Raw genomic sequence first — 24169 nt, 5'->3', positions numbered from 1 at the left:
CGTGAGCATTTCCCTTCCCAAATCCATCGCCACCTGGCGCCGCCAGCTGATCGGCACGTTCAGCAACAACGCCACCGAGATTCCGCAGTGGGAGCTCGAGCTGGCCAAGGGCGACGACGTCGGCCACTTCGGTCCAGAGTCAGCGGTGTGGGCGGTGCACGGGTCCATGACGCCGATCATCGCGGGCATCCGGGCCCTGCTGCTGCAGGCACTGCACCCGGGTGCGATGGCCGGGGTACATGATTTCTCCGACTATCGCTCGGATCCCTTGGGGCGGCTGGCCGGGACCATCCGCTGGATCTTCACCGTCACGTACGGGGACACGCATGCGGCCAAGGCCGGGTCGGACTGGGTGCTGCGGCTGCATGAGCGGGTGCATGGCACCTATGTGGACGCCGACGACGTCGAGCAGCCCTATTCCGCCAACGATCCGGAAATTGCCCGCTGGGTGCATCTGGCGTTCACCGACGCGTTCCTTTCCTCGCACCAGCGCTACGGCGCGTCGATTCCCGGCGGGCCGGACGCCTATGTCGCCGAGTGGGCGGTGGCCGGGGAACTGATGGGCATTCCGAATCCGACCCGGTCCGAGGACGAGCTGCGCAAGCAGATGGCTTCCTATGATGCCCAGCTGCGCAGCAGCGAGTACGTGCAGGAGGCGTTGCGGTTTTTGCGTCGGCCTCCGCTGCCCCGGAACCAGCGTTTCGGCTACCGGGTGCTGTTTGCCGGTGCCGTTGCCAGTCTGGAACCGAAGCATCGGGAGCTGCTCGGGCTGAAGGCGCCGCATATCGGACCGGTGCCGGTGCCCATGCGGTTTCCCGTGAAACTGGTTTTGGGTGTCATCCGGCTGGGTCTGGGTCCTATGGGTCCCAGCGAGCGGTCGGCACGCGAGCGGATTGCGCGGGTGACGGGCGGGGTGTGACGGGTGGTGTGTGATGGCGGTGCACTTGGCAGGGCGCTGCTCGTCGATTCACTACCGTTTTCCTTTCCAAGGCGACCCCTTTTGAACACGAGTAGTGGACCCAAAAAGACAGGTATTTGCTGGTGCTCTGGCGGGTCCTTTTGGGAGCTTTTTTGGCCCGGAAATGTCAGTGCCGGATGAAATGCTGAAGCATGGATCAGGACGGGAATACCGGGTGCGGAACCGGAATGCCGGCCGGCGAAGACCTTCCACGGGAAGGGGCAGCCAGCGGTCCGGATGCGCCCTCAACACCATGTGCGGCGCCCAGCGTTGCGATCTATTGCGCTGATCCGGCTGGTGAATCTGTCGCGGGGTCTGCGGATGCCATGCCCGCTGCAAGTTCCATGGGTGCAGCCAGCGCCACTGCTTTCACCGGTCCCGCGGGCGCCCCAGGCAATGCGGAATGCTCAGGCAACATTTATCCGGATGGGTTTACCGGAATCCTGGCCCTGGCGAATCTTGAGTCCTTCGACGAAGTAACCACGGGCGAAGCCTTGGGCCGGATGGGACACCTGATCTCCTGGGCCCAGGCCCAGCAGGCCCGGCTGATGAACCATATGCAGGAGGTCTTCCGGGACAGCTACCATGACGCCACCGGCCGGCTGGAACCGGGTATGGCCTTCAGCCTCGCTTCCACCGAGTGTGCGGCCATCCTAAGAATCCCGCAAATGACCGCACAGCGGCTGATGGACGAGGCCGGCAGCCTCTGCGGCCCGCACGCCTCCACCCTCACCGCCCTGCAGGAAGGCACGTTCAGCTACCCGCATGCGCAAGTGGTTCTGGAGCAGTGCGAGAACGTTCCCGCCGCTGACCTGCAGGAGTTCGAAGCGGATCTGTTGGCAGCTGCCGAAGGTTTGACCCGGGCACAGTTCTCCGCCAAAGCCCGCAGACTGCGGGAGAAACAGTATCCACTGACCATTCCTGCTCGGCACGAAAGCGCCTTCGAGAAACGGAAGGTCACCCTGGATCCGGTTGAGGACGGTATGTCCTGGCTCTCGGCCCTTTTGCCGGCACCGGACGCCCAGCAGATCTACACCGCCCTGAGCACCTCCGCCCAGGGAGAACAGACGGCCGGGGACCCGCGGACCAGGGACCAGTTGCGTGCCGACATCCTCGCCCAACTGCTCATGGGCGGCCTCGGACCAGCCCGCAGCCAGCGCGCGGACAAAGCCGAAGGTGGAGGGCACGCAGGGGCGGCCGACGGTGGCGGGCACGCGGACAAAACCGCCGCCGGGATCACCGATCCGGACGATACTGGCAGCATCCCGCGCGCCGACATCATGGTGCTGATCAGCGCTGAAACCCTCTTCGGTGCTGACGAGGAACCCGCCGAACTCCACGGTTACGGGCCCATCAGTGCCGAAGCGGCCCGCCGGCTGGCCCGCAACGCTACCCGCTGGACCGGACTCGTCCGGGACCCGCACACCGGAGAGATCCTGTGGGTGGGCAGGCGCCGGAAAGTCCCCGCCGGACTCGCCCGCTGGTTACGGGCACGGGACGGGACCTGCCGGTTCCCCGGCTGCCGGGTCAGTACCGGGGTGACCGAGATTGACCACACCAAAGACTGGGCCAAAGGCGGGAACACCGAGCATTCGAACCTGGCTCACCTGTGCCGGAGGCATCACCGGTTCAAGACCCTGGGTTATTGGAAAGCCTGCCAACCGAAGCCGGGGGTGTTGGAATGGACCTCGCCCACCGGGCGGGTCTACCGGACCGAGCCCTTCCTGGAACTGGCGGACGCGGATCCAAACGCACGCTCCGTCCCCGGACCGGAAGAGGTACCCCCGTTCTGACAAGGTTCATCCCGGACCTACAAGGCGGACCAACAAGGGAACGCCAGCCCCCGCCTACGAAGCAGCCTGCACAGCCCCCGCGGCATTCCGGGCAGCCAGGATATGCGTCCGCATCACCGCTTCGGCCCACTCCCCGTCCCGGGCCCGGGCTGCAGCCACAAGCTCGGCGTGATGGGACATGCTGCGCTGCAACGCTTCCGGGCTGTACTTATGGAAGGTGTGAGCCACCACGGCAGGACGCATGAGCGTCTGCAGCGCTGCAGCAAAGTGCCGGTTGCCGCACCGCTGGACAAAAATCTCGTGGAATTCCTTGTTCAAGGCGCTCAGTCCCTCCAGCGATCCAGAACCAGCAGCCTCTTCCATGGCCGCTGCCAGCTCGGCCAGCCGGTCCACATCGGCATCCGAGAGCCGGGGCACCGCCAGCAATGCAGCATGCGGCTCAAACCCGGCACGAACGTCATACAGGTCCGCCACATCCTTGCCGCTGAAGCTGACCACCTGGGCACCCTTGTTGCGGCTGAGTTCCACTATCCCCTCGGCAGCCAGCCGGTTGAGGGCCTCCCGGATGGGAGTGCGGCTGACACCGAACCGCGAGGCAAGCGCTGCTTCGCGCAGCCAGTCCCCCGGTCCCAGCTCGCCAGATGCGATCAGTTCCCGGATCCGGGCATAGGCACTGTCATCAGCGGGAACGCCGTGTTGCGCCTGCACATCAGCGGGCGCTGCAGGGTGTGCCGGTGTAGCAGCAGGCTGCGCCTGCACATCAGCGGGCGCAGCGGGCTGCTCTGGCGCCGCAGCAGACGTGCCAGATCCCGCAGTCCCGGCCGTCGCGAGGGGTTCTTCCATGCCCACCACGTTATCCCCGACCGGCAGCAGGTTCGGGCAGCTCCGGCCAGGACGCGGCCGCAAGATCGGCACGGGTGCCGCCACGGGAGACAAACGACGCCGAAGGCCTCCCGGTCAGTTCAACACTCCGGTCCACCGCGCGCATGTACGCCGGCAGGTCTATCCCGGTGGAAATCCCCAACCCGTCACACAGGTGCACCAGATCCTCCAGCGGCGCATTGCCCAGGACCGAGGGATCGCCGGGAAACCACAGGTCCCCGCCAAGCCCGGCAAAGGAGCCTTCCAACCAGTCCGCACCGGCCAGCATCGCCGCCAAAGCATTGGCAGGAGCAAACCCGTTGCGGTTATGCAGATGCACTCCCACCTCCAGGCCCGGATACAGCGAGCGCACCTCCGCCACGCCGTCGTACATCTCCCCGGGCTCCTCCTCCCCGGAGGTCCCGGCCAGATACACCCCGGCAGACCCGGCATCCACGGCAGCCTGCACCGCACGCAGCCGTTCGGCCCGGGGCACCGGACCCCGGGCCGGCGCAAAGAACGAGCACGCCACCGCAGTGACCAGTCGCAGGCCCGCACCTTCGGCGAGTTTCCCGACGCGCTCCAGACCGGACAGCGCCTCCGTGACGGTCAGCCGCTGGTTGCGCAGGCTGACCTCCTCGTCCGCTGACACCACCACCACCAGCTCGTCCAGGCCGCAGTCAACGGCCCGTTCGGCACCGCGGTAATTCGGCGCCAGACCCCGGTACCGGACGCCGGGCACCCGCGGCACGGCAGCCATCACGTCCGCAGCATCGGCAAGCTGCGGCAGCACCTTCGGATGCGCAAAGGACACCGCCTCAATCTCGCGCACCCCGGCGTCGATCAGCAGCCGGACCAGTTCCACTTTCTCCGCCGTCGCAAGCGGTTCGGGCACGGACTGCAGGCCGTCCCGCAACCCCACCTCCACCAGCCGGATTGACTGCGGCAACCCGGGCAGACTCATGCCACACCACTCGCCCGCAGCTGCGCCAACGCATCAGGATCGACGCCGATGCCGGCCAGCACCTCCGCGGTATGGGCACCCAGCTCCGGGCCCGGCCAGCGCACGGTCCCCCGGGTCCGGCTCAGCCGCGGAAAAACATTCTGCATCGCTACCGGCCCCAGCACCGGGTGGTCCACCTCGGTGATGGATTCCCGGGCCTGGAACTGCGGGTCCGCGAACATGTCCACCGGCCGGAAGATCCTCCCGGAGGGCACCCCGTGTTCTTCCAGCAGCGCCTCCAGCTTCTCCGCATCCAGTGCGGAGGTAAATGCGGCAATCCGGTTATCCAGTTCCTCCTGCCGCTCACCCCGGGCCCCGTGGCTGGCGTAACGGGGATCGTCAGCCAGTTCGGGAGCGTCCATCGCCTTGGCCAGCCGTGCGAACACGGTGTCCTGGTTCGCGGCAATCAGCAGCCATTGCCCATCCTGCGTGGGATACACATTGCTCGGCGCCACATTGGGCAGCACCGCACCGGTACGCTCCCGCTGGTATCCGGTGACCTGCCATTCCGGCACCAGGGACTCCATCACGCCGAGCACCGCCTCGTAAATCGCCGAATCCACAATCTGTCCGCGTCCGCTGGTCTGCCGCTCCTGCAGCGCGGCAAGGGCTCCGATGGTGGCGAACAGCGCAGCGAGGGTATCCCCGATGGAAATCCCCACCCGGGACGGCGGCGTGGACGGATCCCCCACCACATACCGCAGCCCGCCCATGGCCTCGCCAATTGCACCGTAGCCGGCGCGCTGCGAATAGGGTCCGTCCTGCCCGAAGCCGGACACCCGCACCATCACCAGACCAGGATTCAGCTCCTGCAGCTCAGCGAAACCCAGTCCCCAGCGCTCCATGGTCCCCGGGCGGAAGTTCTCCACCAGGACATCAGCCCCGGCAATCAGCTGCCGGGCGAGCTCCTGACCTTCGGGATCGCGCAGGTTCAGCGTGACGGAGCGTTTGTTCCGCCCGACGACGGACCACCAGAGCGATTGTCCCTGCGGCAGCTGCCGTCCCCACTGGCGCAGCGGATCCCCTTTCGCGGGGTCTTCGATCTTGACGACGTCGGCCCCCAGGTCACCAAGCAGCTGGCCGCAGAAGGGCCCCGCCAGCAGCTGGCCCATTTCCACCACCCGCACCCCGGCCAACGGCCCGGCGGACTGTCCGGAAGCTGTCATGGTGGTCCTCCTGAGGATGGTGCCGGGAACGGTTTCCGCAGTGACGGAAGCCGTGATGCATACAACTTGGCAGTCGCCCTAGGTAGATGTCAAGGAATTACTCGGGCTGCAGCAACGGGTTGTATGCAATGTCTTGACAGTGGTGTACGTCACACCTAACCTGATGCCACCGGACACGGCACAGCATCACCCGCAATGTTCCGACATGCTTCCACCCCGCACATCCCGTCCCCGCATATCTGCCCGGCTCCGGCGTCTCAGCGCCGCCACGGCCGGAAGGATGCCGGGCCACCCCCAAGGAGAACTGATGGCATTTCGGTTAGGCGTAGATGTGGGCGGCACATTCACCGACATTCTGCTGGTCAATGAGGACACCGGGCAGACCCACCGGTACAAGACCTCCTCCACGCCCGAAGATCAGTCCGCCGGGGTGCTGCACGGCATCCGCCAGGTCTGCGCAGCGGCAGGCATCGATCCGGCCGAGGTCCGCGATGTCCTGCACGGAACCACCGTTGCCACCAACGCGATCCTGGAGAAGAAGGGCGCCCGCGTCGGGCTGGTGACCACCCGCGGATTCCGGCAGGTCCTGCAGATTGCCCGCTCCTTTGTCCCCGGCGGACTGGCCGGCTGGATCATCTGGCCCAAACCTGAACCGCTGGCAGACCTGGAAGACACCGTGGAGGTCACCGAACGGGTTTCCACCACCGGGTCGGTGCTTATCCCCCTGGACGAGGAGAACGTCCGGGCGCAGCTCCGCAAGCTGCGGGAGAACGGCATCGAAGCACTGAGCATCTGCCTCATCAATGCCTACGCCAACGGCGACCACGAGGCGCGGATTGCGGACATTGCAGCCGAGGAACTTCCGGGAATCCCCGTCTCCCGTTCCTCGGTGGTGCTGCCGGAACTGCGCGAATACGAGCGGGCCATCACCACCGTGGCCAACGCCTACGTCCAGGGACAGGTGTCCGGCTACGTCCGCAACCTCGACGCCCAGATGACCGACGCCGGCATGAATGCCCAGCTCTCCATCCTGCGCAGCGACGGCGGCCTGGTCTCGGGTGCGGTTGCTGCCGACAACCCGGTTTCGCTGCTGCTCTCCGGACCGGCCGGCGGGGTGACCGGTGCAGCCTGGGCGGCAGAACAGGCCGGCTACAAAGACTTCCTGACCTTCGACATGGGCGGCACCTCCACCGACGTCGCCCTGGTGCAGAACCTGCAGCCGCGGATCGGACGCGAAACCACCGTCGGTGACCTGACCGTCCGCGCCACCTCCGTGGACGTCCGCACCGTCGGCGCCGGCGGCGGGTCCATTGCCCACGTTCCGCAGCTGACCCAGGCACTGCGGGTTGGCCCGCAGTCCGCCGGTGCCGCCCCCGGCCCTGCCTCCTACGGCCGCGGCGGCACCGAACCCACCGTCACGGACGCGAACGTGGTGCTCGGCTACCTGCCCTCACAGCTGGCCGGCGGCGAAATCGGCCTGGATACAGAAGCAGCGGCCGCGGCGGTCAAAACCATTGCCGATGCCACGGGGCTGAACGAGGTGGAGCGCGCGGCCGAAGGCATTGTGCACATTGTCAACGAAAACATGTTCGGTGCGCTCAAACTCGTCTCCACCCAGCAGGGTTTTGATCCCCGGGACTTCGCCCTGGTGGCCTTCGGCGGTGCCGGACCGCTGCACGCCAACGCGCTGGGGAAACTCACCGGCGCCTGGCCGGTCATCATTCCGCCCTCCCCCGGCGTGCTCTCCGCCTACGGGGACGCGACCACCAGCCTGCGCGATGAAGCGGCGCGCACCCTCGTGCGCCCGTTCGGCGATTTTTCCGACGCCGACCTGGCCGGGCTGCTGGAGGAACTGGCCGGCACCGCCCGGGAAACGCTGCTCTCCGCCGGGCTCGGCGAGGAGGACCTGAACACCACCTACTCGGCTGATGTCCGCTACCACGGACAGGGTTTCGAAATCCCGGTGCCCATTGATTTCCCGGCTTTCCAGGCCGGGGACGGCAGCGGTTTCGCCGCCCTCCGCGCAGGCTTCGACGCCGAGCACCAGCGGCTGTTCTCCTTCCTGCTGGACAATGACCACGAGCTGGTCACCGTCCGCGCCACGGTCAACGGGCCGCATCCGGAGGTTGCCGCGATCACCCTCGAATCCGGCGGCACCGATCCGTCGGCCGCCGAACGCACCAAAAGCAGCATCTACGTGGACGGTGCCACGGTGGAGGCCACCATTTATGACCGGGACCGGCTGCTCGCCGGGAACGTGGTCACCGGCCCGGCAGTGATTGCCGAAATGGATTCCACCACCCTCGTCCTGCCCGGACACGCCGCCACGGTGCACCCGCACGGCAGCCTGCTCATCCGCCCCGTCGAAGATTCCAAGGAGTAGCCCCATGGCCCAGCTTGTGGAGACCGCCACCGAGCCGTTGCAGGCGGTCGACGTCGACGTCGTCACCCTCGACCTGATCGAAAACGCCCTACGCAGCGCCCGCTACGAAATGGACGAAACCCTCTTCCGCACGGCCCTGAGCCCGGGCATCCGGGAACAGCATGACGAGTTCCCGCTGATCGCGGACCCGGCCGGAAAAATGATCGTGGGCCAGTTCGGCCTCTCCATCCCGGATTTCCTGGAGAACTTCAACGGGACCATCGAGGAGGGCGACGTCCTGATGACCTCGGACCCGTACTCCTGCGGCGCCGCCATCAGCCATGCCAATGACTGGCTGGTGGTGATGCCGATTTTCTACGAGGGCAGGATTGTCGGCTGGTCCTCCCAGTTCGGCCACATGACCGACGTCGGCGGCAAGACCCCGGCGTCCATGCCCACCGACGCGCGCACCATCTTCGAAGAAGGTGTGGTCATCCCGCCGTTCAAGCTCTACCGGCGCGGGGAACGGGACGAGACATCGCTGGGCATCATCCTGAACCAGGTCCGGAAGCCGGACTGGAACCGGGCGGACCTGAACGGACTGGTGGCAGCCTGCAGCACCGCCGCCCGGCGGGTGCAGGAAATGTGCGCCCGCTTCGGCGTCGACACCTACACCTCGGCACTGAACGCCCTGCTGGACCGCAACTACCGGGCCATGAAAACCCTGCTCTCCATGGTGTTCGAAGAGGGCAAACCGCTCTCCTTCACCGACTTCATTGACGACGACGGCCGCGGCTTCGGTCCCTACGAACTGAAGATGACCATCACCCGCACCGGGGAAAAGGTGCTGATCGACCTGACCGGCAGCAGCCCGCAGGCGCAGGGCCCGATCAACTACTACATCAACGAAAACCTGATCCGGATGTTCTTCGGCATCTACATGATCACCGTCGCGGATCCGCAGATCCTGTGGAATGACGGTTTCTATCCGCTGGTGGACGTGGAAATCCCCGAGGACACCTTCTGGAAACCCCGCTACCCCGCAGCGCTGAACGGGCGCAACCACGGCATCGGCCGGCTTTTTGACCTTTTCGGCGGGCTGCTCGGCCAGGCCAATCCCGATCTGCTCAACGGCGCCGGGTTCTCCTCCTCGCCGCACTTTATGTACTCCGGGAACTACAGTTCCGGGGACCGCAAGGGCGAGTGGTTCCAGCTCTACTCCATCGGTTTCGGGGGTATCCCGGGACGGCCCGTGGGCGACGGACCGGACGGGCACTCCCTCTGGCCCTCCTTCACCAACATCCCCTGCGAGTACCTGGAGTCCTACTACCCGATGGTCATTGAACGCTGGGAAACCATCGCGGACACCGGCGGCGCCGGGCTGCACCGCGGCGGCAACGGGGTGGATGTTGCCTACCGGTTCCTGGAACCGGGCACCATCGCCATCCACGATGACCGGTGGCTCACCTACCCCTGGGGAGTGCGCGGCGGCGATCCGGGCGCCCGGGGCCGCAAATGGATTGACCGGGCGGACGGCAGCACGGACATCCTGCCCTCCAAGGTGCACGACGTCGCGGTGCACCCCGGCGATGTGCTGCACTTCGTCACGTGGGGCGGCGGCGGCTGGGGGGATCCGCTGGAGCGGGATCCGGAACTGGTGGCCAAGGAAGTGCGCCGCGGGCTGGTCACCGCCGACGGCGCCCGCCGCTACGGCGTCGTGTGCTCGGAAAAGGGGATGCTCGACGACGGCGCCACCGCTGAGCTGCGCACCCAACTGCGTGCCACCCGGGAGGAGCCGCTGCCCCTGTTCAACCGGGGCGGTGAACTCTCCGACCTGCTGGCCAACAGCCTCGCCGAAACCGGCCTGGCCGCACCGACTCCCCCGGTGGCGATGCTGTGACCGGCTTCGCCTCCGGCTTTGACGGGAGCCTGACACCGGGCGCCACACCGGCGGTGGTGTCCGTGGACCTGATGCGTGCCTACTTCGAGCCGCAGAGCCCGCTTTGCCTGCCGGACAAGGATTTCCTGGACACTGCCGCCGCGGTGATCGGGGCGGCCCGGGCGGTCGGCATTCCGGTGCTGCACACCCGGGTCAGTTACGCGCCCGACGGCGCGGACGGCGGGGTCTTCATCCTGAAGGTCCCGGCCTTGCGGCTGCTGATCGGCGACGCACCGCTGGGCACGATCATGCCGGAAGTGGCGCCGGCGGAGGGTGAGACGGTGCTGGTCAAACAGTATGCGAGCGCCTTCTTCGGCACCGATCTGGCGGAGCGGCTGCGTGCCCGGGGAGTGGACACCCTGGTGATTGTGGGCACCAGCACCAGCGGCTGCATCCGCGCCACGGCCGTGGATGCGGTGCAGCACGGCTTCATTCCGATTGTGGTGGGAGACGCCGTCGGAGACCGGGATGAAACGGTGCACAACGCCTCGCTGTATGACCTGCAGGCCAAGTATGCGGAAATCTGGGACGGCGCCGGAGTGATGGAGTATTTCCGGGCCGGATAGCCCGGCCTGGATAACCCGCCCCGGTAATCCGGCTCACCCACTGACCCGTTCAAGATCACACGGGCAGGCCGCAAAACCCCTTTCGAAGCCTGCCGTGCCGGTAGGAAAATTGAAGGAAAGCATTGTCCAACCCGTACTTGGCGCGTGCTGCGCGCGCTTCCCCGATCCGGAAAGGAACTATGCGCAGGGTTGTACCTTCACTGATCATTGCCGGACTGCTTGTGAGTGGAGGGGTGGTGTCCTGCGGGACGGACTCCGCAAACCCGGACACCAGCGCCACCGCTTCCGCTTCGGCCTCCGCGGAAGTCACCATCCCGGCGGACCAGATGGACAAGCTGGTTCCCGCTGATGCCCGGACCATCACCGATCCGGCCGATCCGCAGGCCACCCTGGTCCTCTTTACCGACTACCAGTGCCCGTACTGCGGCATGATGGACCCGCTCATCCAGCAGGCCAAGACCGACTACGGCGACCAGGTCCGCATCGTGGTGCGCAACTATCCACTGCCCAAGCACCAGAACGCTGAGCCGTCGGCCCGCGCCGTCGAAGCCGCAGCGGAACAGGGCAAGCTGGAGGAAATGGCGGCCAAGGTTTTCGAGCACCAGCAGGACTGGAAGAACGAGTCCGATGTGGATGGCATCTTCGAGCAGTACGCCGAAGAGCTGGGCCTGGACATGGACCGGTTCACCGCCGACTACTCCTCGGACGCCATCAAGGACCGTGTGGCGCGGGACCTGCAGGATGCCCAGGATCTCCAGGTTCGGGGCACGCCCACGCTCTATCTGGACGGCAAGGCCGTACAGCTGGAAACCGGCGACTACAGCGAAATCTCCGAACCGCTGGATAACGCCCTGAACAACTAAGCGGGCAGAGGACAACTAAGCGGGCAGAGGCCGGTGCGGCCCCACGTTGCCCTGCCCTGATGGGATGGCTACGCTGGGCCCACACAGGTCTCAACGCAGTACAGGGGGAATCATGACCACACCGTCCAAGGCAACTTCCCGGGGACGCTCCCCGCGCTCACTGCTCAGGCTGCTTCCCGCCCTCGCCTTGGCGGTGGTCCTTTCCCTTAGCAGCTGCGCGGATACTGCTGCCCCGGAAACCGCTCCGCCCACCGGGCCGCTCGGCCACAACGATGCCGATGTGCAGTTTGCCCAATCGATGATTCCGCACCAGCAGCGGGCAGTGGAGATGAGCGACATGATCCTTGCCAAGGAGGGCGTGGGCCCGGATGTCGCGGAGCTGGCCGGGGAGATCAAAGAGACCCAGGGATCGGAAATGGACACCCTGACCACCTGGCTCGATGCCAGGGACCAGCCGGCGCAGGCCACTCCTGATGCTGAAACCGCCGAGGGAGAGGGCCTGCTCAGCACCGCCGAGGTGGCCGCCCTGGAAGCGGCCCAGGGCACGGACGCCTCCCGCATTTACCTGGAGTCGATGACGGTGCATCACGACGCCGCCATCGACAAGTACCAGCGACAGGTGGGCGGCGGACAGAATGAAGAGGTCCTGACACTGGCGCACGGCGTGTACGAGGACCGGTTCCCGCGAATCGAGCGCATGAACGCGCTGCTTGCCGGGCTGTAGACGCAGCCTAGCTGTACTGAGACAACACCTAGCCCTGCGGGACCCTGCTTTCGACGGCGCGCTCAATCCGGTGTGCGCACTCGTCGGGGGCAGCGAGGCTGGTGTCCACTTCCACGTCGTAAACGACTCCGCGGTGCACGCTGGCGGCCTGCGCCCTGGCCATGCCGACCACCCGGTCCGGACGGTCCGTCTCCCGGGACGCGGCGACATCGGGCGGGCAGTGAACGCCTACCCACATCACCTCCACGTCGCTGAAGACTGCCTTCACCCGGTCCTGCCCGTCAGCGCCGGAAAGGAACACCTCGTCAAGGATCAGGCAGGCACCGGCACGGACCATGGCATGGAGCCCGGCGTACCAGGAGGCCTCCAGCGCACGGTAGGCGGCGCTGACGCTGACGGTGCCGTCCGGAGGGAAGGTGATTCCAGCACGCGGGCTGTCCCCTCCGCCGGGAAGGGCATCGATGAAGCTGTCCACGCCGAACGTCAGCCAGATCCCGGGCAGAACCTCCTGCAACGCCCGGGCCAGGGACGTTTTACCCGAACTGGATCCACCATTGAGGACAAGCACTTGGGGACTTCGGCGGACAGACATGCAGCGAGCCTAACGGAGTCCACCCCGGGAAAAGGAACCTGGCCCGGGACTGACACAAGGGCACCGGGTCCCGGGTAACGGGGCGGACGGACGACGGGCGCGGGTCCCGGGCGGCTAACAACCGGGGGCCACGGGTCGGGGCCAGGCGACTGACGGCGGGGGCACCGGAGGGCACCGGGGGCACCGGAGGGCCCGGAGGAAGGCGGCTTTAATATTTCCTGCGAGCTCTGCGAGCGCGGAAATTTCGTTGCCGCCGTTCCGGGCCCGTAGGCGCCCGGCTGTCACCCGCAGGCGCCCGGCTGTCACCCGCAAGCGCCCGCAGGCGCCACCCCCGACAGGCGAACGGCAACAAGCAGGCTCAGACCGGCCCGAACGCCGCCACGGCATTCTGCCCGCCGAACCCGAAGGCGTTCGTCACGGCATAGCGCACCCGGGATTCCCGCGCCGTCCCGGGCACATAGTCCAGATCGCACTCCGGATCCGGGGTGGTGTAGTTGATGGTGGGCGGAATAACGCCGTCCCTGACGGCCATGGCGCAGAGCAACGAGCCCAGGGTGCCTGCCGCCCCAATCAGGTGCCCGGTCATGGATTTGGGTGCGGTGACCGCCAACGACGGCGCATGCTCACCGAACGCCGCATGCAGGGCGAGGGTTTCGGTCCGGTCATTGGCCAGTGTGGAGGTTCCGTGCGCTGCCACCAGGTCCACGTCCTCCGGGTTCAGCCGGGACCGGTCCAGGGTGCGGCAGATGGCTTCGGCCGCATACCTGCCGCTGGGTTCGGGAGCCACAATATGGAAGGCGTCGCTGGTCATCGCCCCGCCCAGCACCTCGGCATACACGTCGGCGCCGCGGGCCCGGGCATGGCTGAGCAGCTCCAGCGTGCACACCACCGCCCCTTCCCCGAAGACAAAACCGTCCCGGTCCGCATCGAACGGCCGGCTGGCTTCCTGCGGGGACTCGTTGTGCCGGGAGAGCCCGCGCATGGCGGAGAGTCCGGCAAACATCACCGAGGTGATCGCCGCGTCGGTACCGCCGGCCACCACCACGTCCGCGTCGCCGGCCAGCAGGGTCCGGCGGGCCTCCAGCAGGGCAGCAGTGCCGCTGGCGCAGGCCAGCGCACTGGCGTTCACCGGCCCGTGCACCGCCAGGTCAATGGCCACTTCGCAGGCGGGCATATTGGTCAGCGACGACGCGACAAAGCTGGGACTGATGGGCCGCAGCCCGTCCCGGCCCAGTGTCTCGGTGGCGTCCTGGATTTCCGGATACCCGGACACCGCGCTGTTAATCAGGACCGCCGCTTCGGTGCCTTCCAGCGATTCGCCCAGTCCGGCGTCGGCCACCGCTTCCCGTGCCGCCGCCACGGCCAGATGGGAGGCGCGGGAGGAACGGCGCAGGCGTTTGACCGGCAGCAACCGGGCGGCGTCGAAGTTCTTTACTTCGCCGGCAATCCGGGTGGGGAAATCCGAGGCGTCAAATGCGGTGATCTTCTCGATCCCGCTGCGCCCCGCCAGCAGGCCGGACCAGGTGTCCGGCCAGGTGTTTCCCAGCGGAGTCACCGCCCCCATTCCGGTGATGACGACCCGCTCAGCTGCTCGTCCCCCAGCCATCGGCCCCTCACCCATCCGCCGCCGCCGTCCGCCCCGCCCCCGGCACATGCATCCGGCCGTCCAGCCAGTCCTGGGCGGCGGAATCGGCCACCTTATAGTGCATCTTCTTCCCGGTTGCGGTCAGCGGCACCTCGTCCACGAAGCGGTAGCCGCGCGGCCGCTTGAAGTCCGCCAGGCCCGGGTGTTCCCGGCAGAACGCGTCCAGGCCGTCCACATCCACTGCCTCATCCCGCCGGACCACGTAGGCCACCACGCGCTGGCCCCACTGATCGTCCGGGACCCCCACCACCACGGAGTCCAGCACGCCGGGATGGTCCGCGAGCGCGGCCTCCACCTGCACCGGATGGACGTTCTCGCCGCCGGAAATGATCATGTCATCGGTCCGGCCCATGATGGTCACGTACCCGTCCGCATCCCAGGTGGCCATGTCCCCGGGATACAGCCAGCCGTCGTGGAACTTCTCCTCCTCCACCTGCGGCAGGTTGGCATAGCTGAACCCGGACTTCGGCGAGCGCATGATCACCTCGCCGATTTCGCTGCCGTCCCGGGCGGCCAGCTCGTGCGGCTGCCCGCGGCGGCCCTCGAACACGCGGACGACGGCGACGTCGTCGTCCGTGCAGGAACGTCCGGCGCTGCCCGCGTGGGCCGGCAGGTCCTCCGGGCGCAGGAAGGTGTTCCAGAATCCCTCGGTGGTGCCATAGCCGTTGAAGAGGCGCGGGGTGAGCAGTTCCTGGTACCGGATCGCGGCGGCGCGGTCCAGCGGCGCTCCCATGGTGACAATGCCGTGCAGGGTGGTCAGGTCCCGCGGGTTTTTCTCCTGCTCGGCGGCGATCATCTCCAGGGTGGTGGGCGCGCCGATCAGGTAGGTCAGCCCCTGCTCCCCCACCCAGTCCAGCACCGTGGCCGGATTAAAACTGCGCAGCGGCACCACCGATCCGCCAATGTAGAACACCGGGTTGGGCCCGCCGGAGTGCAGCCCGCCGCGGTGGAACCAGGGGGTCATGTTCAGGGTGCGGTCCTGCGGGGTCAGCGGGAAATGCATGATCACGTCGTGGGCGCTCATCAGTTCGGCAATGGAGGGCAGCGGCACTCCCTTGGGCATGCCGGTGGTGCCGGAGGTGTAGAACCGGGTGCTTTCCTCGAAGGTGGAGAAGTCCGCAGGCAGGTCCGGCAGGGTGCCGGATGCCTCGGCCACGGCGGCGTCGAAGTCCTGTCCCAGGTGACCGGACCCCATCCCCCAGTGCCCGGCGTCGTTGCCGCCGGCCACCAGCACTGTCGGGGAGACGCCGGCCAGCTCGAGCGCCCGCTGCGCGCCGTCCGCGTGTTCGGCGTCGATCACAAACACGGCCGGATCGCTGTCCCGCAGGATGTGCGCGGTTTCCGCCGGCGCCAGCCGGTAGTTCACCGGGACGCTGACGGCGCCCAGCCGCTGCGTGGCCAGATACAGCAGGGCAAACTCCACACCGTTGTAGAGCTGGTAAAGCACCCGGTCACCGCGTCCGACGCCGCGTTCGGCCAGGGCGCGCGCGACGGAGTCCACGGCGGCACCGAGCTGCGCGTAACTCCATTCCCGGCCGGTCGGCGGGTCCACCAGCGCAATGCTGTCCCCGTACCGGGCCACGTTGCGGCCAAACCCGGCGGCATAGGTGAGGGAGTGCTCGAAATAGTCCCGGTAGCGGGTGGAATCGTAGCTCACAGCTGCCTCCTGGTGGGTTCCGGCTACTGGCGGCGGTCCCGGGTGGGCCGGTCCGGAAGTTGAATCGGCGGGCCCGAGGCCTCGGAATGGAAGGGCGGGGCAATCACTGACAGGCCGCCGTCCACGGCCAGCACCTGGCCGGTGATGTACTCGGCGCCGGGTGAAAGCAGGAATTCCACGGCGGCCGCCATCTCGTCCACGGTGCCGGCCCGGCGTTTGGGAATCCGGGACAGCACGCTCTCCATGGCGGCCATGCCCTCCATGGAGTAGAAGTAGTCCAGCGAATCCGAATCGATCAGTCCGCCGTTCACGGCGTTCACGTTGATGCCGTAGCCGGCGAATTCCACAGCCATAAACCGCACAAAGGACTCCACGGCGGCCTTGTAGGAACCCAGAACGGCGTAGGTGGGAAACGCCCGGCTGCTGCCGTAACTCGTCAGTGCCACAATGCGCCCGCCGCGGTCCATCAGCTTCACCGCTTCCTGGGCGCCGAGCACAAACGGGCGCACGTTCACGGCATAAGCCCGGTCCAGGTGATGCGTCTTCAGGTCCACCACGTTCTTGAAGGCGGCAGCGGCGGCATTGTTAATGAAGTAGTCCAGCCGGCCGTATTCATCCGCGGCGGTATCAAAAAGCCGGACAATGTCCTCGGGATTCTCCACGTCCGCCTGCACGGCTATCCCGCCGCCGCCCAGTTCCTGCAGTTTCGCCACCGTCTCCTTGGCCATTTCCGCGTTCTGCCGGTAACTGACCACCACCTGGGTGCCCTGCTCCGCGAGGCGCTCCGCCACCCGCCGCCCAATACCGCGGGACGCACCGGTGATCAGGGCGATCTTTGCCTCGCTTTGTTCCACGTGCAACCTCCCGGGCCGGTCCGTGCCTCACACCTTGTCACCGGACGCCGCCGGGAAACAAGACCCGGCGGGCAACCCGGGCCCGGACCTGCGGCACCTGGTGCGGGAGGGCGGGTAGCCGGGCTAGGAACGCAGGTAGGCCAGCGTGGCGAGCACCCGCCGGTGGCCGCTGTCCGACGGCGCGAGCCCCAGCTTCGCGAAGATGTTGCCGATGTGTTTGCTCACCGCGGTTTCTGACACGGTGATGGCCTCGGCAATGGCGGTGTTGCCCAGCCCCTCGGCCACCAGGCCCAGCACTTCAAACTCCCGCGGCGTCAGGGAACGGATGGGGTCCTCGGTGGAGCGCCGGCTGAACAGCTGGGCAATCACTTCGGGATCCATCACGGTCCCGCCGCCCAGTACACGGCGCAGGCCGTCCACGAACTCGCCCACGTTGCCCACCCGTTCCTTGAGCAGGTAGCCCACGCCCTGGGCACCGGAGCCGAGCAACCGGCTGGCGTACCGGTCCTCCACATACGCGGACAGCACCAGGACCGGGAAGTCCGGGACCTGGGCCCGCAGCTCCAGCGCGGCCTTCAGCCCCTCATTGGTGAAGGTGGGCGGCATCCGTACGTCCAGCACGGCGCCGTCGGCGCTGCCCGGTTCGAATGCGGCAAGCAGGTCATCGGCGTTATCCCACGCACCCACCACCTCGAAGCCTTCGCTCTGCAGCAGCAGCTGCATTCCGGCCCGCAGCAGGGCATCATCTTCGGCAATCAAAAGGCGCATGGCAGCTCCACTCGCAGGTGTGTCGGTCCGCCCGGCGGACTCGTCAGGATCAGTTGGCCGCCGAACGCCGCCGCGCGCCGGGCAATGCCGGCCAGCCCGGTGCCCGAGCCGTCGCTGGCGGGCTCATCGCCGCCGGACGCCGCGTCCCTGGAAGCCCCGCCCCTGGACGGCAAATCCCCGGCAGCGCCGACCCGGGCACCGCCGTCGCCGTCGTCGTCCACCTGCACCACCAGGATCTCCTCCCGGCCCGCGGTTTCGGTCCGCAGCACCACATCAATCCGGTCCGCGCCGGAATGTTTCGCCGCGTTGGTCAGGGCTTCGGCCAGCACAAAGTACGCGGCCGCTTCCACCGCTGCCGGGGCGCGCTGCAGGCCGGTGATGTTCAGGGAGCAGGGAATGGGTGACCGGCTGGTCAGGGCCGACGCCGCTCCGCCCAGGCCCAGCTCATCCAGCACCGGCGGGTAAATATCGTGCACGGCGGCGCGCAATCCGGCCAGCGCCTCGGACGCGGCATCCTGGGCACGGCCGATAAACGGCACGGCCGCCGCCGGGTCGGTTTCCGCCGCCCGCTGCGCCAGCCCGAGCATCATCACGACGCCGACCAGCCGGTTCTGCGCGCCGTCATGCAGTTCGCGTTCAATCCGGCGCAGTTCGGCAGCGTGGGCGGCGAGCGCGCTGGCCCGGGCCGCAGAGAGATCAGAGATCCGCCGGGCCAGGTCCGCGTAACGCCGCGGCGAGAGGATCGCCAGAGTGGCACCGCTCAGCCGCCGGGCCAGCCAGGGCACCAGCATCCAAGCCCCCGCCACGTACGCCAGCCCCAGCAGGATCATCAGCCCGGCATCCGTCCAGCTGCGGACGGGGATGGTCAGCTCCAGCGGTGCATCCGGCGGAAACAGCGGCCAGAACGGGGCAGCCAGGACATACAGCACACCGCCCAGCGGCAGCGCCAGGGTCAGCACGGCAGCGAGCAGGGCGGAGGCAGCGTGGAACAGCAGCCAGGACACATCCCGCCGGGTTTCCGAGGCGCTGACCATGGCGGCGAGTTCACCGAAGGAATGCTTTCCGGCCAGATGCCGCCGGTCAAAGGGGATCACGGCGGACGTGAAACCCGCTGCCCGCCCCTGGGCCCGCGCCGCCAGGAGGTTCAGGGTACCCAGCAGCCCCGGCACTGCGTACAAGCCCACCCCCAGCGGAAGGAACGGGAGCAGCACAATGCCAGCCACCAGCATTCCCAGGGAGGCGAGCCAGTAGCCGCCCTCACGCAGCAGGAAGGCGGCATCCCGGAAACGGGATTCGAGGCCGGCACGGATAGTCACCTGCCCGATTATGCCGGAGCGGCCCGCCCATGTCGGTATAGCCAGCTATACCCTCAACCGGCCGTTTGGCTGTATCGGATCCGCTCTTCCCGATCCGTAGCGTCGAAGACAGCCAACCTGCCCGCCCGATTCAAAGGATGATCCGCATGTTTACCGATGCCGACGAGTTCTCCGCCCCCGCAGCCCTGCAGCTTGCGGGCGTTTCCAAAAGCTACGGTTCCGGCCCCGCCGCCGTACCCGCCCTGCGCAATGTGTCCCTGGCCGTTCCGCAGGGCAGCTTCACCGCGATCATGGGCCCCTCCGGTTCCGGTAAATCCACCCTGCTGCAGTGCGCGGCCGGATTGGACGCGCCGGATCAGGGCCGGGTGCTGCTGGGCGAAACCGAAATTTCCCGGTTGCGCGGCAAGGCCCTGACCCGGTTCCGCCGGGACCACGTGGGGTTTGTCTTCCAGGCCTACAACCTGCTGCCCCAGCTCACGGTCTCCCGCAACGTGACCCTCCCCCTGCTGCTGGCCGGGCACGCCACCGACGCCGTCTGGCTGGAGTACGTACTGGAGTCAGTGGGTCTGGGCGGCTTCGGCGAGCGGAAGCCGCAGGAGCTCTCCGGCGGGCAGCAGCAGCGGGCAGCCATCGCCCGGGCGCTGATCACCCGGCCCGCCGCCGTCTTCGCGGATGAGCCCACCGGCGCCCTGGACTCCGGGACCGCCCGCCAGGTCCTGGACCTGCTGCGGCACACGGTCTCGGAACTGGGACAGACCGTGGTGATGGTGACCCACGATCCGGTGGCCGCCGTCGCGGCGGACACCGTGGTGTTCCTGGCCGACGGGCAGCTGGACGGCAGCCTCAGCGGCGCCACCGTTCATGAAGTCACCGAGCACGTCGCCTACCTTGGGGAGCGCTAACCATGTGGTCTTTTGCCAAAGAATCCATCCGGCACCACCGCGGCGGATTCGCCGGCGTGTTTGTGGCCGTGTTCCTGTGCGCGGCGCTGATCACCGCCATGGGTGTTCTCATTGAATCCGGGCTGCGCGGCGGTACCGACGCGCAGCGCCTGCAGGCCGCGGACGTGGTGGTGGGCGCCCCGCAGTCCCTGCCCGTGGTCGAGGACATGGACGCCCCGTTCTCCGAGCGGGTGCTCCTGCCGGAAGACGTGGCCGCCGCGATCGCCGACGTCCCCGGGGTCGGGCAAGCGGTGGGTACCGTCAGTATTCCCCTGGCCGACGACGGCGGCCGCAGCCTCTCCGCCGCAGCCTGGGACTCCGCGGCCCTGGCGCCCTATGAACTGACCGCCGGCGAGGCACCCCGTGCCGCCACCGATGTGGTGGTGGACGGCTCCTTCGGTGCGGCTCCCGGGGAGCGGCTGATGCTCTCGCACGGCGGCGTGCCGTCCGAGTACACCGTGTCCGGTATTGCGTCGGCGCAGGACGCCGGCTCAACCCCCGCAGTATTCCTCAGCGCGGCCGGGGCGGACGCCCTGTGGCCGCATCCCGGGTCGGTTGCCACCGTGGGGGTGATTGCCGATTCCTCCGTGGATCCGGAGCAGCTGGCGGCCGACATCGAAAACCGGGTGGACGGCGTCGTCACCTATACCGGTGACCGCCGCGGGGACGTGGAGAACCTGGGCGGATCCGCCGCCCGTTCCATGCTGCTGTTGCTCAGCGGGTCTCTGGCCGGGGTGGCCGTGATGACAGCCGTGTTTGTCACCGCCGGCACCCTGTCCCTGTCCATCCTGGGCCGCCGCCGCGAGTTCGCGATGCTGCGCGCCGTGGGCGCCAGCAGCGGACAGACCCTGGGCATGATCATCCGCGAAGTCCTGCTGGTGTCCGGTGCGGCGGCGGTGCTGGGGGCAGCACAGGGCTTCGGGCTGGCGTATCTGCTGGGTGCGCAGTTCACTGCCGGCGGCATCATTCCGGAAGATTTCGCCTTGGCCTACAGTCCCCTCCCGGCGCTGGCCGCCGTGGTGCTCAGTGTGGCTGCCGCCGTGGGCGCGTCGCTGGTTTCAGCCCGCGGCACGGTGCGCATGGCTCCCACCACGGCCCTGCGTGAAGCCGTGACGGAGAAGTCGCAGCTGGGCCGGGGCCGCCGGCTGGGCGGTGTGTCGCTGGTGGCGGCGGGGCTGGTGGCCGCTCTGCTTCCCGCGGCGCTGCCCGGCACCGCCGGACTGGCGGTGGCCGCGTCCAGCGTGCTGTTGCTGATCATCGGCGCGGGCATGCTGGGGCCGTGGATTGTCGCCGGTGTACTGCGGCTGGTGAAGCCGCTGCTGGGCCGAAGCCCCTCGGCGTCGCTGGCTCTGGCGGAAGCCAATGCCTCGGCGTTCCCCCGCCGGCTGGCCTCCGGAATCATTCCGCTGGCCCTGGCCATCGCGCTGGGCTCGGTGCAGCTGTTTATGCCCACCACGGTGGAGTCGGAAGCGGACCGCCAGTCCCGGGACGGCATGGTGGCGGACTACATGGTCAGCGCACCGGCGTCCGGCATCTCCGCCGAGCTGGCAGCAGACGTTGCCGGCCTGCCGGCAGTAGACACCGCCACCCCGGTGGCCCACTCAGCGGTGCTGGCCGACCTGCGGTTCCTCGGTACCGAGGACGGGATGGAGGCGTACGGCATCCAGGGCGTGGACCCGCAGGATCTGGGCGCCACCCTGGACCTGGATGTCATCGAAGGATCCCTGGACCGGCTGGCCGAGCCCGAAACCGTGGCATTGAGCGTGAACCTGGCGCGGGAATCCGGCGTCGGCCTGGGTGAAGAGTTCGCCTTCCATTACGGAGACGGGACCGAAACGTCCGCCGTCGTTGTGGCCACCTATCAGCGGGGACTGGGGTTCGGCGACGTCACCGTTGCCAATGACACCCTGCTGCAGCACACCACCGCCGGGCTGAATGACTACCTGCTGGTGAACGCCGCTGACGGAGCAGCAGGCAGTGACCTGGCTGATCAGCTGGCAGGGCTCGGCCTGACCGCCGCGGACCGGGATGCCGCCGGTGCTGCCGGGGCCGCGGAACGGCAGGCGGAATCCTGGGTGAACATCATCGCGATGCTGGTGCTGCTGGGTTATGTGGGCCTGTCCGTGGTGAATTCACTGGTGATGGCCACCGCACGGCGCCGGCCGGAACTGATGCTGCTGCGCTCCCTCGGAGCATCGGACCGGCAGCTGCGCCGGATGACCGGTGCGGAATCGCTGCTGCTGGTGGTGGCCGCCGTCGTTCTCGGCACCGCCCTGGCCATCCCGCCACTGATGGGCATCGCAGTGAACGTCTCAGGGATACCGCTGCCCACCATCCAGCCGTGGGTGTATCTGGGCCTGGCCGGTGCCGCGGCGGTGATCGGGTTCGGCTCGGTCTCCGTGGCTACCCGGGCTGCCCTGCGGGAGGAGAAACAGCGCTGAGGGCCTACCCCGTAGACAAAGAAACACCCCGGCCCAAAGGACCGGGGTGTTTCTTTTTGGCGGAGGATGGGGGATTTGAACCCCCGAGGGCGTTAACCCAACACGCGTTCCAGGCGTGCGCCATAGGCCGCTAGGCGAATCCTCCAGGCTTGCTCCGTAAGAAGCAGATATAAGACTACCCGACGCAGTGCCAATCCAACGAATCGGCGTCCCAGCCTGCCGGTCAGCCCGGCGCGGCCTGTTTGCTGCCCAGGTAACGGAGCACGGCATTGATCAGAAGAATTGCCAGCCAGGACAGGGTCGCCGCCTGTGGACCCCAGAGGAAAGCCACCGGGATGGAGGCCAGGAACACGGCGGGCGTCACCGGGGCGCGGACCTGCGCGTAGGCCGGAAGGCGGGGGTCAACGTCATCCAGGAACATGTGCTCGCGGCTGCAATACCACCAGAGCGCACTGTTGACGGTGCCGATCAGCCCCAGCGCCGCCGCATAAATCACGACGCCGAGCACCTGGTCTCCGTAGAAGGCCAGCATGTCCGTGGCGTACCCCAGCAGGGCAACAAACAGCAGGAGCAGCAGGTTCAGCTGCTGCAGCCGGCCGGTGAAGCCCTTGAGCAGGCGAAAGAGGCGGTGGTGGCTGAGCCAGTAGGCGGCAGTGACCACAAAGGACAGGGCATACGCGCCGAACTCCGGCAACTGCTCGGCGACGGCGGCCCCCAGTTGATCCGGTGGAACCTGGGGAACCTTGATGTCCACGGCCAGCAGCGTCATGGCGATGGCGAACACGGCATCACTGAAGAACATGGTGCGCTCCAGATCTGGCCCGGAATTGACCCGCCGGGCAAAGTGCCTGTTCATGTTCGCTTCGGCCACCGGACCATCGTGCCCCGGCGGCCGGGCACAGGTCACGGGGACGGGCGGCAACGGGCACGGGCCTACGGCTTTTACTGTGCTTTTACTGTTCCGCGGATTGTCTTGCTGGGCCGCGGAATACCGGGTACGGCCTCACAAGACGCTTAAACAGATAAGGACCCGCACGTCCTTGTGCGGATCCTTATCTTCAACAGATGTCCGGCGGTGACCTACTCTCCCACATCCTCCCGGATGCAGTACCATCGGCGCTGTGGGTCTTAGCTTCCGGGTTCGGAATGGGACCGGGCGTTTCCCCCACGCTATGACCGCCGTAACCCTTGCCCCGGACCGCTTTCGCGGCGGGAAATCTTCGGTTACAGGCTGCCCTTTCGGGTTTCTGCTCTACAAGTCTACCGCGTCTTTGAGTCACCTTTGACCATTACTTTTGGTGTCCCCGGCGGGCTCCTGGCGGCAGGGGTCAGAGCGGACCGGGTCCAGGGCGGATCGGGGGCAGGGCGGACCGGTCCAGGGGCGGACCGGGGTCAGAGCCAAGGGGGACCCTGGGTCGGGGCCGGATGACGGCGCAGCATGATTTTGCCCACCTGCTCCTCTGCCGGCCGTGCCCGGCGGGGAACCAGGCCGTCCAACCGTCCGGCGCAGCCGGCCCAGGCCGCCGGAAGACTAACGACGGGTTAAACAGGTGAGGCCCGTACCAACACTGGTACGGGCCTCACCCTTCACAATTTGTCCGGCGGTGACCTACTCTCCCACATCCTCCCGGATGCAGTACCATCGGCGCTGTGGGTCTTAGCTTCCGGGTTCGGAATGGGACCGGGCGTTTCCCCCACGCTATGACCGCCGTAACCCTAC

Annotated in this window: 19 protein-coding genes, 1 tRNA gene and 2 rRNA genes; 9 read left to right on the top strand and 13 right to left on the bottom strand. The window is 67.6% G+C overall.

The annotated features are described in order from the left end of the window. Position 1: 1 nt before the first annotated feature. Both MUK71_RS01215 and MUK71_RS01210 read left to right on the top strand, forming a co-directional pair. On the top strand, positions 2 to 919 hold the full coding sequence (locus MUK71_RS01215) for an oxygenase MpaB family protein (RefSeq protein ID WP_227904668.1): 918 nt from the start codon (positions 2 to 4) through the stop codon (positions 917 to 919). Between the two features lie 365 nt (positions 920 to 1284). After that, positions 1285 to 2751, top strand: a complete 1467-nt coding sequence (locus MUK71_RS01210; protein WP_227929251.1) for an HNH endonuclease signature motif containing protein — start codon at positions 1285 to 1287, stop codon at positions 2749 to 2751. A gap of 54 nt (positions 2752 to 2805) precedes the next feature. Here the strand turns inward: MUK71_RS01210 and MUK71_RS01205 are convergent, their stop codons facing one another. From MUK71_RS01205 to MUK71_RS01195, 3 genes are read right to left on the bottom strand one after another with little or no spacing between them, the layout of a single operon-like run. Then, positions 2806 to 3594 carry a GntR family transcriptional regulator gene (locus MUK71_RS01205; RefSeq protein ID WP_227904666.1) on the bottom strand — a complete coding sequence of 263 codons (789 nt, stop codon included), beginning with the start codon at positions 3592 to 3594 and terminating at the stop codon, positions 2806 to 2808. 10 nt (positions 3595 to 3604) lie between these two features. Then, a complete protein-coding gene (locus tag MUK71_RS01200) occupies positions 3605 to 4576 on the bottom strand; it encodes a beta/alpha barrel domain-containing protein (protein ID WP_227904665.1) in 972 nt (323 codons plus the stop codon). After that, positions 4573 to 5781 (bottom strand): CaiB/BaiF CoA transferase family protein, encoded by a 1209-nt coding sequence (locus MUK71_RS01195; RefSeq protein ID WP_227904663.1) that lies wholly within the window; start codon positions 5779 to 5781, stop codon positions 4573 to 4575. The genes MUK71_RS01200 and MUK71_RS01195 overlap by 4 nt, the downstream gene beginning before the upstream one ends. 307 nt (positions 5782 to 6088) lie before the next feature. Between MUK71_RS01195 and MUK71_RS01190 the strand changes: the two genes are divergently transcribed. The 5 genes from MUK71_RS01190 (at position 6089) to MUK71_RS01170 (ending at position 12235) form a co-directional block, all read left to right on the top strand. Then, positions 6089 to 8164: a hydantoinase/oxoprolinase family protein gene (locus MUK71_RS01190; RefSeq protein ID WP_227929250.1), complete on the top strand. Its 2076-nt coding sequence runs from the start codon at positions 6089 to 6091 to the stop codon at positions 8162 to 8164. 4 nt (positions 8165 to 8168) lie between these two features. Beyond that, positions 8169 to 10043 carry a hydantoinase B/oxoprolinase family protein gene (locus MUK71_RS01185; RefSeq protein ID WP_227929249.1) on the top strand — a complete coding sequence of 625 codons (1875 nt, stop codon included), beginning with the start codon at positions 8169 to 8171 and terminating at the stop codon, positions 10041 to 10043. Beyond that, complete coding sequence (locus MUK71_RS01180) at positions 10040 to 10648, top strand: isochorismatase family protein (protein ID WP_227904655.1); 609 nt, start codon at positions 10040 to 10042, stop codon at positions 10646 to 10648. Before MUK71_RS01185 ends, MUK71_RS01180 begins: the two co-directional genes overlap by 4 nt. A gap of 179 nt (positions 10649 to 10827) precedes the next feature. Next, on the top strand, positions 10828 to 11511 hold the full coding sequence (locus MUK71_RS01175; RefSeq protein ID WP_227929248.1) for a DsbA family protein: 684 nt from the start codon (positions 10828 to 10830) through the stop codon (positions 11509 to 11511). A 112-nt stretch (positions 11512 to 11623) separates the two neighbouring features. Further along, positions 11624 to 12235 carry a DUF305 domain-containing protein gene (locus tag MUK71_RS01170; RefSeq protein ID WP_227929247.1) on the top strand — a complete coding sequence of 204 codons (612 nt, stop codon included), beginning with the start codon at positions 11624 to 11626 and terminating at the stop codon, positions 12233 to 12235. A gap of 28 nt (positions 12236 to 12263) precedes the next feature. Here the strand turns inward: MUK71_RS01170 and MUK71_RS01165 are convergent, their stop codons facing one another. The 6 genes from MUK71_RS01165 to MUK71_RS01140 form a co-directional block, all read right to left on the bottom strand. Beyond that, on the bottom strand, positions 12264 to 12827 hold the full coding sequence (locus MUK71_RS01165; RefSeq protein WP_227929246.1) for a chloramphenicol phosphotransferase CPT family protein: 564 nt from the start codon (positions 12825 to 12827) through the stop codon (positions 12264 to 12266). A 358-nt stretch (positions 12828 to 13185) separates the two neighbouring features. Then, positions 13186 to 14433, bottom strand: coding sequence for a beta-ketoacyl-[acyl-carrier-protein] synthase family protein (locus MUK71_RS01160; RefSeq protein WP_227929245.1), 1248 nt, complete (start codon positions 14431 to 14433; stop codon positions 13186 to 13188). Positions 14434 to 14440: 7 nt separating this feature from the next. Then, positions 14441 to 16129, bottom strand: coding sequence for a class I adenylate-forming enzyme family protein (locus MUK71_RS01155; RefSeq protein ID WP_227929244.1), 1689 nt, complete (start codon positions 16127 to 16129; stop codon positions 14441 to 14443). A 23-nt stretch (positions 16130 to 16152) separates the two neighbouring features. Continuing rightward, on the bottom strand, positions 16153 to 16983 hold the full coding sequence (locus MUK71_RS01150) for an SDR family oxidoreductase (RefSeq protein ID WP_227904643.1): 831 nt from the start codon (positions 16981 to 16983) through the stop codon (positions 16153 to 16155). Positions 16984 to 17106: 123 nt separating this feature from the next. Further along, positions 17107 to 17751, bottom strand: a complete 645-nt coding sequence (locus tag MUK71_RS01145; protein WP_227904641.1) for a response regulator transcription factor — start codon at positions 17749 to 17751, stop codon at positions 17107 to 17109. After that, entirely contained in the window at positions 17739 to 19067 is a 1329-nt protein-coding gene (locus tag MUK71_RS01140) for a sensor histidine kinase (protein ID WP_227929243.1), read from the bottom strand. Before MUK71_RS01140 ends, MUK71_RS01145 begins: the two co-directional genes overlap by 13 nt. Positions 19068 to 19213: 146 nt before the next feature. Between MUK71_RS01140 and MUK71_RS01135 the strand changes: the two genes are divergently transcribed. Further along, positions 19214 to 19969, top strand: coding sequence for an ABC transporter ATP-binding protein (locus tag MUK71_RS01135; protein ID WP_227904636.1), 756 nt, complete (start codon positions 19214 to 19216; stop codon positions 19967 to 19969). 2 nt (positions 19970 to 19971) lie between these two features. After that, a complete protein-coding gene (locus MUK71_RS01130; RefSeq protein WP_227929242.1) occupies positions 19972 to 22449 on the top strand; it encodes an ABC transporter permease in 2478 nt (825 codons plus the stop codon). A gap of 57 nt (positions 22450 to 22506) precedes the next feature. Here MUK71_RS01130 and MUK71_RS01125 read toward each other — a convergent pair. From MUK71_RS01125 to rrf (MUK71_RS01110), 4 genes are all read right to left on the bottom strand, one after another. Further along, a tRNA-Ser gene (locus MUK71_RS01125) sits at positions 22507 to 22594 on the bottom strand. Between the two features lie 78 nt (positions 22595 to 22672). Continuing rightward, positions 22673 to 23320, bottom strand: a complete 648-nt coding sequence (locus tag MUK71_RS01120; RefSeq protein WP_227904626.1) for a TMEM175 family protein — start codon at positions 23318 to 23320, stop codon at positions 22673 to 22675. A 196-nt stretch (positions 23321 to 23516) separates the two neighbouring features. Next, positions 23517 to 23633 (bottom strand): 5S ribosomal RNA (gene rrf, locus MUK71_RS01115). A 412-nt stretch (positions 23634 to 24045) separates the two neighbouring features. Next, a 5S ribosomal RNA gene (gene rrf / locus MUK71_RS01110) occupies positions 24046 to 24162 on the bottom strand. Between the last annotated feature and the right edge of the window lie 7 nt (positions 24163 to 24169).

The sequence above is a fragment of the Arthrobacter zhangbolii genome (assembly GCF_022869865.1).
Classification (GTDB): Bacteria; Actinomycetota; Actinomycetes; order Actinomycetales; family Micrococcaceae; genus Arthrobacter_B; species Arthrobacter_B zhangbolii.
Note: the sequence above shows the minus strand (reverse complement) of the source record. Positions and strands in the feature narration are given on the sequence as shown.